Raw genomic sequence first — 10,526 nt, 5'->3', positions numbered from 1 at the left:
CGGGTCAGGAATATTATCGAGCAGGCTGCGCAGATGTTGTTCGCGCGCGCGCAGTGCTGTTTGCGATTCCTGTAATTGCTCCTGGGTTTGCTGGCGCTGCACCACTTCATTAAGCAGCCAGTCATTGGCTTTGCGCAACGCTTGTGTATGCGATAAAACCTCTGCTTCAAGACGTGTCTGGTTTTCACGCAAGAGTTCATCGTGCTCCTGACGCGTGCGGATATACGCGGTTAACAGACCTATCAGTGTCAAACCTATCGCGAGTACTGAAAATTGTAACCAACTGGGTTGATACCAGGGGCGCGGATCGAGTTGTGCGGCGAGTGTAATCTCGCGTGCAGCACTAGCAAGGCGTTGCGCTTCACTGTGTTCGATATACCCGAGTGCCGAGACCAGAAAAAATACTAGCCCCACACCGGCACACAATAATAAAAATGCCTGCGCATGGGTATTCTGGCGAATGCGCGGAATTAATAACCACGCAAATAATGCAGTCACAATCAACATGCCGACGCTATCGCCCATCCACCAAAATGCCCAGGTTTTTCCCAGCTCACCAGCAGGCACAATGCCGAGCGCATTCAGTGTGTAGGCACCAATACTGGAAGCGATAAGAGCACAGAAAAAAATGCTGGCGATAAAAATCAGCGTGCGGCGCAAATTAACTAACAGGTTGCGGCTTAATAAACCACTGTTGATGCGTGCGATAATGACGGCCTGCAACATATCGCCACCAGCAATAAGTGCAGCAGCTCCCCAGTGGGTATAACTGCGACCAATAAGAGGATCAAAATGTAAAAATTGTGTGGCGAAAAAGGCACCTAAAAAAAGTCCTGGCAACACGCGCAGGCCAAATAACAAAAACCCAAACAATGCCAAGCCTGCTGCTGGCCAAACCAAAGAGACCTGTGAGGTCAGCGAACTCCAGGCCATCCCGAATTGAACCAATAAAAAATAAACCACCGCAAAACCCAGGTTTAGCAGTGGCAATTTAGCGAATAGATAAAGCGATTTACGGGAGAGCTTTAGCACCGGCACACACCTTGTGAAGGTCAGTCGTTAATTACGACAAGCATTTTTCCAGCGCCTGATAATTCATTTCTTCCGGGCGATGGTGATGATAGCCCTGCCCCCAGCTCACCCCGAGTTTATGCAACTGCGCGGCGACTTCTGCGGTCTCGACAAACTCGGCAATCACTTCTTTGCCGAGCGATGTAGCCATTTCCGCAATGGATTTCACCATCGCATAGTGCGCGGTATCAGTGTCCATATCGCGCACAAAAATACCGTCGATTTTTATTTTGTCGAACGCGAGCTGATGTAAATAGGCGTAGGAGGCAAAACCGCTGCCGAAATCATCCAGCGCAAAATGACAACCCAATTCGCGCAGGGTTTGCATAAACTGCCGCGCAGAATCGAGATTGACGATTGCCTGGGTTTCGGTAATTTCAAAGCAGAATTTATGTGCAGGCAAATTGTAGGTGGTAAAACTATTGATAATAAATTGTGCAAACTGTGGTTCGCGAATGGAAATGGCAGACAGATTAATGGAGACCATATCCAACCGCTCCAGCAATTGCGGGTGTTGGGCAAATAAATTCAAGGTATATCCCACAATCCATTTATCCAACTCAGGGATTAAATGCAAACGCTCAGCCGGGCCGATAAATTCCCCCGGTGAAATCATGCGTTGGTGAGTTGCATCCCATAATCGTATTAACACTTCCAATCGGTATTGTGGTTTGGCGTTACCCGTACTAGCGGGTAAAAATTCGATCATCTGGAACCAGGCGCGGAATAACTGGTTGTGCACCGCATCGACCAAACGCGATGCCCAGTTGATATTATCTTTATGCAGGTTGCTGCGCTTGGCTGCTTCCTCGTAACTGAAAATGCCTCCGCGCGCGTCGCGCTTGGCAACAAAAATGACTTCATCGGCGGCGAGCATCACTTGATCATAGCTCACCATAATGCGGGTCAGCGGCACAGTGGCGATTGAGGCCGCAAGTTTGAATTGGCGGTCCTCCCATTGGAAATTGAATTGCTCCAGATGTTTTAAAATACTTTGTGCAAGCGCAAGGCCTTTATCACCTTCATCGCAATAGGTCACTACTGCAAACCTATCGCCGCCCAACCGGGCAAAAAAATCGTTGCGCGTTAATAATCCGGCGATGCTGTCGGAGAACTGCCGCAGTAATTCATCGCCAGCAATGCAACCGCAACTCTCATTAACCAAACGGAAACGGTCAATATCGATCAATAAAAACGAGGCGCTGATGTCTTGCACCTGGATACGGGCAAGTAGTTCAGATACATGGGCTTCAAGGGCATTGCGGTTGTGCAGGCGGGTGACAAAATCGTGGGTGGCGAGGTAGTTGAGGCGGTCTTGCATATAGCGCCGCTCGTTGATCTCCTCGCGCAGCTGGCGGTTGGCAATAGTGAGTTCAGCGGTGCGTTCGCGCACCTTGCCTTCCAATTCGCGGTTAAAGGATTTCAGTTCCGCCAACATCATCTGGCGTTCAAGCTGGTGGCGCACGCGCGAGCGCACTTCGTCGGCATTGATCGGTTTAGTGATGTAGTCGGCGCCGCCGACACGGAAGCCCTGGCTGATATCGTCGGCGCGGGCGGTGACAAAAATAATCGGGATTTCGGTGGTGGCCAGTTCGGCCTTGAGACGGGTACAGACTTCAAAGCCGTTCATATCCGGCATCATTACATCGAGCAGGATCAGGTCTGGCAGGCGCCGCGCGGCCAGCTCCAGGGCGCGTTCGCCGGAGGTGGCGACAATCAATTGGCAATCCAAATCCTCAAGAATTCCACTGAGGACATCCAGATTTTCGGGGGTATCATCGACCAGCAGGATACGCGTCGAACTCGACATGACAATAAAGTCCTTAACTATTGTTGTCATCCGATAATAGCAGACGCTAAAAGAATAGCTACGCGCCGGTTATGAAGATTTGTTAGGGTAAATCATAACCAATGATATTGATGATCTAAGCGTCAAGGTGGTGCACATACCAAGCACTGATTTAATGCCCCCAACCTATTTCCTAAACCAGAGTGCAGCCACACCAATCGCCGCCAACACAATAGTCGAGGGTGAGACATCGGTCGCGATCCAATCGCGCAGCACGGCAGAACCTTGCAAGTCCTGATACAAGAAATAACCGGCCGCACCAAAGGCGAGTAATGCGATAAGTTTGCGTCGCCCGCGATGTTGGCGAAGGTTGCGATGGGCAACATCCGCTTCCAACGCATCCAATTTTTGCGCGATGAGCGGCACCTGTTGCAGGCTGTTGAAGATAAGGTCCGGCACTTGCGGGAATTTTTCCATCCATTCGGGGGCGTAGCGTTTGAGTTCACCCCAGAGGGATTTGGGATGGAAGCGGTTTTTCAACCAGCGCTCAAGGAAGGGGTGGGCCGTTACCCAAAGATCCAGATCAGGATAAAGTTGGCGGCCGAGGCCTTCGATATTGAGTAAGGTTTTTTGCAGCAACACGAGTTGCGGCTGCACTTCCATTTCAAATCGGCGCGCGGTGCGGAATAAACTGAGCAGCACATTGGCGAAGGAAATGTCCTTGAGCGGCTTGGCAAAGATGGGTTCGCAGACGGTGCGCACTGCCGCTTCCAATTCTTCTACCCGTACCGTCTTGGGCACCCAACCACTTTGTACGTGCAACTCAGCCACTTGACGGTAATCGCGGCGAAACATCGCCAACAAATTGCGCGCTAAATAGTATTGGTCTTCACGCGTGAGCGAGCCGACGATTGCCATATCCACCGCGATGTACTGCGGCAGCTGCGGATTTTTTCGCGACACAAAAATATTGCCGGGGTGCATATCGGCATGGAAAAAATTGTGCTCGAACACCTGGGTGAAAAAAATCTCCACGCCGCGCTCGGCGAGTTTTTTCATGTCGGTATTCTGCGCGGTCAATGCATTTACATCCGTTACTGGAATACCATAAATGCGCTCCATCACCAAAACATTAGCGCGTGTGTAATCCCAGTAAATTTCCGGCACATACAGCAGCGCGGAATTTAAAAAGTTGCGGCGCAATTGTGAGGCATTGGCAGCTTCACGCTGCAAATCCAGCTCATCAAAAATGGTGGTGCGATAATCCTGCACAATTTCCACCGGGTGCAAGCGCTTGCCATCGAGCGTATTTTTTTCAACCCAGCGCGCGACCAGCAGTAACAGCTCAACATCCTGCGCGATAATATTTTCAATGCCGGGGCGCACAACTTTGATGACGACCTCACGCCCATCTTTCAACACCGCCGTATGCACCTGTGCGACTGATGCAGATGCCAGTGGTGCATGATCATAGCTGGCAAAAATATCACTGACCTTTGCACCCAGTGAGGCTTCTACTATGCGTTGGAATTCTTCGTTCGGGAAAGGCGCTACGTTGTCCTGCAGGTGATTGAGTTCCCGCACTATATCGTCGGGAACCAGATCCGGGCGGGTAGACAGCAGCTGGCCGAATTTTACAAAGATTGGCCCCAAATCTTCACAGGCGCGACGCAGGCATTCACCGCGCGACATTTTTTCACCACTGGCAGAAAGTGGCTGGGGAAACAGTTTGAAAAAGAATAATAAAATGCGCGCGGCAAGTGGTAAGTTTGCGGGCAGCAATTGATCAAGGCGATAACGTGCAAATACGCGCAGGATTTTTAATAAGCGGAAAAAAACAATCACGGATTTGATTTCTCTTTAATGGTTTTTTCTATTAATGATCGTTTCAACACGCGCCGCTGCGCGATCAACCGCCAAACGCAGGTCATCAACCTGGCGATAAAAATCCTCCAGCTCAGGTTTGCTTGGCAGGGCTTTTAATTCTTCAGTCAGAAATTCGCTGGTCAACCGCTGTGCGCTCTGCGCGCGATCTTTCGCCCAGCCGAATTTTGCGCGGATGAGTTGCGCCGCTTGATGGCCAACAATATCGCCGGTGAATTGACTGAGCATTTCTTCCCAATCAATATCGAGATTTTTCACCAGGCGTTGTAGGTCGGCGAGCAAACTTAAATCGCCCATCACCGTGACGCCACTGTCTTTTAAATTGTGGATTTCCGTTTGCGACAATTGGGCTAAGGCCAAGAGTGAGCCGGTGATGCGCGTGTCCACATCGCCATCCCAATTGCCCATCAAGCGCAGTTCGTCATCCATCGGCATGATAAAAAACTGCAGCGCGGGCGCGGTGATTTGCACGGCGAGAATTTTGCCTTCCAACTGCGCAAGGCCGATGCGCGTGGCGGGGTCGTAACGCAGCGCGGCGTTTAGCATTTTTTCGGCGCTAGCGAGCGCTGCGATGGTTAAGGTGTTGGCCATTAAGGTTTGATGCCTTTGTGCAGCGCGACTATGCCGCCGGTCATATTGTGGAATTCGGTGCGCACAAATCCGGCGTTATCCATCATCTCTTTGAGGGTTTGCTGATCCGGATGCATGCGGATCGATTCGGCGAGGTAGCGATAGCTCTCGGCATCGTTGGTCACCAGCTTGCCCATAAACGGCAGTACTTTGAAGGAATAGGTATCGTAAATTTTGCTGAGTATTTCGCTTTGCGGTTTGGAGAACTCGAGCACCAACAAACGGCCGCCCGGTTTCAACACACGCAACATGGAACGCAGCGCCATGTCTTTATCGGTCACGTTGCGCAAACCGAAAGCGATGGTAATGCAATCGAAGGAGTTATCGGGAAAGGGCAGAAATTGCGCATCGCACTGGGCGAAATTGATATTGCCGGCAATGCCGCGATCGGTCAGGCGGTCGCGCCCCACGCCGAGCATGGACGCGTTGATATCGGCGAGCACGACTTGCCCATTGCTGCCGACGAGCTTGGCGAATTGATAACTTAAATCACCGGTGCCACCCGCGATATCCAATACTTTATGCCCGGCGCGCACGCCCGAAGCTTCAATGGTGAAACGCTTCCACAGGCGATGAATGCCTGCCGACATCAAATCATTCATCACATCGTATTTGGCGGCGACTGAGTGAAAGACCTCGGCGACACGTTCGGCTTTTTCTTCAACAGGCACTTCCTGAAAGCCAAAGTGGGTGGTTTTTTTATCGTTCATAGTGGAATCCAAAGGCAGGCAACCCAAGCGGGCAGGGTGGCGGCATTGTACTGGCATTGGGTGGACATTGCACAGCGGCACTTGGCGGGGGAAGAAGGTCGAATCCAAGCGCCAAAGCAAAGATTTTGATAGTTTTTCAGCTGTCGTTGCGTAAAATCCCCGCCATTACCGAATCACATCCACTGGCCATCACATTTACGACAGCGGAGGAAGGAACAACCTATGCGCGCCCTCGGATTTATCATCGCACTCCCCTGCGCACTGCTCATCGCCAGCACCAGCCAGGCCAACGAACTCAAAGCGTTCACTACCGATGGCTGCTCACTCTGGATTGACGGTACACCGGAAAACCCCAACCTTTGGCGCCACTGCTGCGTTGCCCACGACCTGGATTATTGGAAAGGCGGTAGTGAGGAGGAGCGCAAAGAATCCGACGAGCGCATCCAGGCCTGCGTCAAAGCAGCACAAGGCCCGGGCATGGCCAACTACATTTACAACAATGTGCGCTGGGGCGGCAGCCCTTATTGGATGAACCACTACCGCTGGGGCTACGGCTGGAATTATTTCGACGGTCTCTGGCCGCGCGGTTATAAAGTCCCCAGCGCGGCGGAGCAACAACTGATTGACCAGGCCATGCCCGCTGCGCTCAAAGTGGTAGCGGAGGATGCGTTAAAAAATCCACCTGTTTCCTCCACGGCCTCCAGTAATAGCCATAGCAGTAACGCTAGCAGCCTATCGAATGACGCATCCCCCGCCAAATAAATACCAAGGATGCATTTAAACCCTTCCTGCGTGCAGTACCGCACAAATATTCATCGCACCGAATGTTTGAATAGCTTCGTCACCGGGTAAGAATGACCCGGTAATTCCTATTGCTCACATTATCGGGACTAATCCCCAAGGATCTCGCTATGCAAACGATTCTGCGTTGGGCCCTGCGCTGTTTAGCCACTACAACTCTCGTCATTTCTCTGCCCGCATCTGCCTATTTACAATTTACCTATACCAGTCAGCCGCTGCCGCTTACATCCTACTTGGTGGACGGCTGGCCCTATGAGTTGGATGAACCACTACCACCCCTCGCATTCAACCTTTCTTTTACTGCTCCCGAGCAGGATCTATCGCTGCATCCACTAACGCATTTTGTTGGGGAGAACTTTACCTTCAACCTGATTTCTCCCGACGCTGACGCCATCATTTACTACCCTATCGATATCAAGCCATCATCTTACGGCCACGTAAGCCTCAACCAAGAAGGCGAAGTTGCAGGCTGGAATTTGATGCTGCAAATGACCGAGCTGATTACCCCGGAAACCGACATGCTTTTTTACGAATTGAATGACCACCAAATCCGGGTCACTTCCAGCAGTGAGGCGGGAGATCAGCTCACCCTTCGCTTTCACCCAACGTTATGGCGTGGATATTGGTTGCAGCTCGCCCAACTCGAAATCACCCATGCCGATACCAGTAGCGGCCATTGGACAGTGGAGAAATTCTCGGTGCCAGAGCCTCATCTGGCTGGACTGTTGTTGACCGGCTTACTGGTGCTGCTTTGGTCAAGACAGCGAGGCCTGAGACGCATTGGGCAAGGATAAACCCGTGAATTATCGACGCTTAACAAAAGGGCATGAAACAAATGCACCAAAATATGTTTGAAATCCCCTAACTAGATTACAATTGCGCCCCCGGACATAGGCCGGGGAGCAGTTTTACTGTAACAGCGCCTGGCTATTCTTGGCCTACCCTTCAGGTACGCCAGCCAGACGATTCACACCACCCAGAGGCGGTCACGTCGGCAAGTGTTAACTCCAGCCAACTCTATATTGGAGACCCCATGAAATTTCGTTTTCCCATTGTCATCATTGACGAAGACTTTCGCTCCGAGAATACCTCGGGTTTAGGCATACGCGCGCTCGCGGACGCCATCGAAAAAGAAAGCTGGGAGGTAGTTGGTGTTACCAGCTACGGTGACCTGTCGCAATTTGCGCAGCAACAATCGCGCGCCTCTGCGTTTATTTTGTCGATCGACGATGAAGAATTTGGTAGCGGCTCGCTCGAAGAGACCGACCATGCGCTTAAATCCCTGCGCGCCTTTGTGGAAGAGATCCGCTACAAAAACGCCGACATCCCGATTTATCTGTACGGCGAAACCCGCACCTCGCGCCATATCCCCAACGATATCCTGCGTGAGCTGCACGGCTTCATTCATATGTTTGAAGATACGCCGGAGTTTGTGGCGCGCCACATTATCCGCGAAGCCAAATCCTACCTCGATGGTTTGGCACCACCGTTTTTCCGCGCGCTGGTCCACTACGCGCAAGACGGTTCTTATTCCTGGCACTGCCCCGGCCACTCCGGCGGCGTGGCCTTTTTGAAATCGCCTATCGGCCAGATGTTCCACCAGTTCTTTGGTGAAAATATGCTGCGCGCCGACGTATGTAACGCGGTGGAAGAACTCGGCCAATTGCTCGACCACACCGGCCCAATCGCCGCGTCCGAGCGCAATGCCGCGCGCATCTTCAATGCCGACCACTGTTACTTCGTCACCAACGGTACGTCCACATCGAACAAAATGGTGTGGCACTCTACTGTGGCGCCAGGCGATATCGTTGTCGTTGACCGCAACTGCCATAAATCGATTTTGCACTCGATTATTATGTGCGGCGCGATTCCGGTATTCCTGATGCCGACGCGCAACAACCTCGGCATTATCGGCCCAATTCCGCTGGAAGAATTCACACCGGAAAGTATCGCCCGCAAGATCGAAGCAAACCCCTTTGCGCGCGAAGCCGTAAACAAAAAACCGCGCATCCTCACTATTACCCAATCGACTTACGACGGTGTGCTCTACAACGTAGAGACACTGAAAAATATGCTCGACGGTAAAATCGATACGTTGCACTTCGACGAAGCCTGGTTGCCGCACGCCACTTTCCATGAGTTCTACAAAGACATGCACGCGATTGGCAAAGATCGCCCGCGCGCAAAAGAGTCGATGATTTTCTCTACCCAATCCACACACAAATTGCTCGCCGGTTTATCGCAAGCATCGCAAGTGTTGGTGCGTGAATCCGAGAAAGTAAAACTCGATCAGGATGCATTTAATGAAGCCTATTTGATGCACACCTCCACCTCGCCGCAATATTCAATCATCGCCTCATGTGATATCGCCGCCGCGATGATGGAAGCACCTGGCGGTCACGCACTGGTAGAAGAATCGATTTTTGAAGCGCTGGATTTCCGCCGCGCCATGAAAAAAGTGGACGAAGAATGGGGCCAGGATTGGTGGTTCCAGGTCTGGGGGCCGGAAGAGTTTGCTGAAGAAGGCATTGGCACCCGCGAAGACTGGGTACTGCGCAGCGATGACAACTGGCATGGCTTCGGCAAACTCGCGCCGAACTTCAACATGCTCGACCCGATCAAAGCCACCATCGTTAACCCAGGCTTGTCGGTGAATGGCCAATTCACCGATACCGGTATCCCTGCATCGATCGTCACTAAATATCTGGCAGAGAACGGCGTAATTATCGAGAAGTGCGGCCTCTATTCCTTCTTCATTATGTTCACCATCGGCATCACCAAAGGCCGCTGGAATACTCTCGTAGCCGCGCTGCAACAATTTAAAGACGATTACGACAAGAACCAGCCGATGTGGCGGATCATGCCGGAATTCGCACAAGCGAATCCGCGCTACGAGCGCATGGGCCTGCGCGATCTTTGCCAACAAATCCACGACTTCTACAAAGCTTATGACGTTGCCCGCTTGACGACCGAAATGTACCTGTCCGATATGCAACCGGCGATGAAACCTTCAGATGCGTTCGCAAAAATGGCGCACCGCGAAATCGAACGCGTGCCCATTAACGAATTGGAAGGCCGTATCACCTCGATTTTGTTAACGCCCTATCCACCGGGAATCCCGCTGTTGATTCCAGGCGAGCGCTTTAACAAAACCATCGTCGATTATTTAAAATTCGCGCGCGATTTTAACGAGCGTTTCCCCGGCTTCGAGACGGATGTCCATGGCTTGGTAAAACGTGAAGTGGATGGCAAACGCGATTATTTTGTTGACTGCGTAAAACAATAAAGCCCGGGTTCATCAACTCGATGCTATAAAGAGAGGCCATCCCGCGCAAGTGGGGTGGCTTTTTTGTAGGCTTTCAGAAAGCCAAAAAAATCACAACCAAACAGGGAAATATTATGCGTGTTCATTGGTCTTCATGGTGTGCTGTTGCTTTGTTGAGTGTATTGCTCGGCGCTTGCGATAAATCCACCCCCGAGCAAAACAACAAACCGGCAACCGATGCGGCGGCCGCCGCTGAGGCTATCTCGCCGAGTTGGGAAGCGCACATTGCGGATTACCCCAAGCGTTGGATTGCTGCTGAAGCACCCATGTACATTCGTTTCACCCATCCGGTGATTAGCGAAGCGGAAGTGAATAC

At 51.7% G+C, this 10,526-nt stretch carries 9 protein-coding genes; 4 read left to right on the top strand and 5 right to left on the bottom strand.

The window, feature by feature from the left end; genetic code table 11:
• The 5 genes from ACWA6V_RS10245 to ubiE all read right to left on the bottom strand — a co-directional run.
• A partial coding sequence (locus tag ACWA6V_RS10245; RefSeq protein WP_449522397.1) for an MASE1 domain-containing protein occupies window positions 1-1,032 on the bottom strand: 1,032 nt, incomplete at its 3' end.
• A 31-nt stretch (window positions 1,033-1,063) separates the two neighbouring features.
• Window positions 1,064-2,881 carry a putative bifunctional diguanylate cyclase/phosphodiesterase gene (locus ACWA6V_RS10240; RefSeq protein ID WP_449522396.1) on the bottom strand — a complete coding sequence of 606 codons (1,818 nt, stop codon included), beginning with the start codon at window positions 2,879-2,881 and terminating at the stop codon, window positions 1,064-1,066.
• A 165-nt stretch (window positions 2,882-3,046) separates the two neighbouring features.
• Window positions 3,047-4,705, bottom strand: a complete 1,659-nt coding sequence (gene ubiB, locus ACWA6V_RS10235; protein ID WP_449522395.1) for a ubiquinone biosynthesis regulatory protein kinase UbiB — start codon at window positions 4,703-4,705, stop codon at window positions 3,047-3,049.
• A 15-nt stretch (window positions 4,706-4,720) separates the two neighbouring features.
• Window positions 4,721-5,335: a ubiquinone biosynthesis accessory factor UbiJ gene (locus ACWA6V_RS10230; RefSeq protein ID WP_449522394.1), complete on the bottom strand. Its 615-nt coding sequence runs from the start codon at window positions 5,333-5,335 to the stop codon at window positions 4,721-4,723.
• Window positions 5,335-6,084 carry a bifunctional demethylmenaquinone methyltransferase/2-methoxy-6-polyprenyl-1,4-benzoquinol methylase UbiE gene (ubiE, locus tag ACWA6V_RS10225; protein ID WP_449522393.1) on the bottom strand — a complete coding sequence of 250 codons (750 nt, stop codon included), beginning with the start codon at window positions 6,082-6,084 and terminating at the stop codon, window positions 5,335-5,337. The genes ACWA6V_RS10230 and ubiE overlap by 1 nt, the downstream gene beginning before the upstream one ends.
• Window positions 6,085-6,306: 222 nt before the next feature.
• Here ubiE and ACWA6V_RS10220 point away from each other — a divergent pair, with 222 nt between their 5' ends.
• The 4 genes from ACWA6V_RS10220 to ACWA6V_RS10205 form a co-directional block, all read left to right on the top strand.
• Window positions 6,307-6,846 (top strand): helicase, encoded by a 540-nt coding sequence (locus tag ACWA6V_RS10220; RefSeq protein ID WP_449522392.1) that lies wholly within the window; start codon window positions 6,307-6,309, stop codon window positions 6,844-6,846.
• 149 nt (window positions 6,847-6,995) lie between these two features.
• A complete protein-coding gene (locus tag ACWA6V_RS10215; RefSeq protein ID WP_449522391.1) occupies window positions 6,996-7,679 on the top strand; it encodes a hypothetical protein in 684 nt (227 codons plus the stop codon).
• A gap of 239 nt (window positions 7,680-7,918) precedes the next feature.
• Complete coding sequence (locus ACWA6V_RS10210) at window positions 7,919-10,171, top strand: Orn/Lys/Arg family decarboxylase (RefSeq protein WP_449522390.1); 2,253 nt, start codon at window positions 7,919-7,921, stop codon at window positions 10,169-10,171.
• A 113-nt stretch (window positions 10,172-10,284) separates the two neighbouring features.
• Window positions 10,285-10,526 (top strand): hypothetical protein (locus ACWA6V_RS10205; RefSeq protein WP_449522389.1); only part of this gene is annotated, 242 nt, incomplete at its 3' end.

The sequence above is a fragment of the Cellvibrio sp. genome, from assembly GCF_053579595.1.
Note: the sequence above shows the minus strand (reverse complement) of the source record. Positions and strands in the feature narration are given on the sequence as shown.

Excerpts from the sequence above, each read along its gene's own strand:
- ACWA6V_RS10230 (WP_449522394.1), bottom strand. The coding sequence starts at position 5,335 with ATGGCCAACACCTTAACCATCGCAGCGCTCGCTAGCGCCGAAAAAATG.
- ubiE (WP_449522393.1), bottom strand. The coding sequence starts at position 6,084 with ATGAACGATAAAAAAACCACCCACTTTGGCTTTCAGGAAGTGCCTGTT.
- ACWA6V_RS10210 (WP_449522390.1), top strand. The coding sequence starts at position 7,919 with ATGAAATTTCGTTTTCCCATTGTCATCATTGACGAAGACTTTCGCTCC.
- ACWA6V_RS10240 (WP_449522396.1), bottom strand. The coding sequence starts at position 2,881 with ATGTCGAGTTCGACGCGTATCCTGCTGGTCGATGATACCCCCGAAAAT.
- ACWA6V_RS10220 (WP_449522392.1), top strand. The coding sequence starts at position 6,307 with ATGCGCGCCCTCGGATTTATCATCGCACTCCCCTGCGCACTGCTCATC.
- ACWA6V_RS10215 (WP_449522391.1), top strand. The coding sequence starts at position 6,996 with ATGCAAACGATTCTGCGTTGGGCCCTGCGCTGTTTAGCCACTACAACT.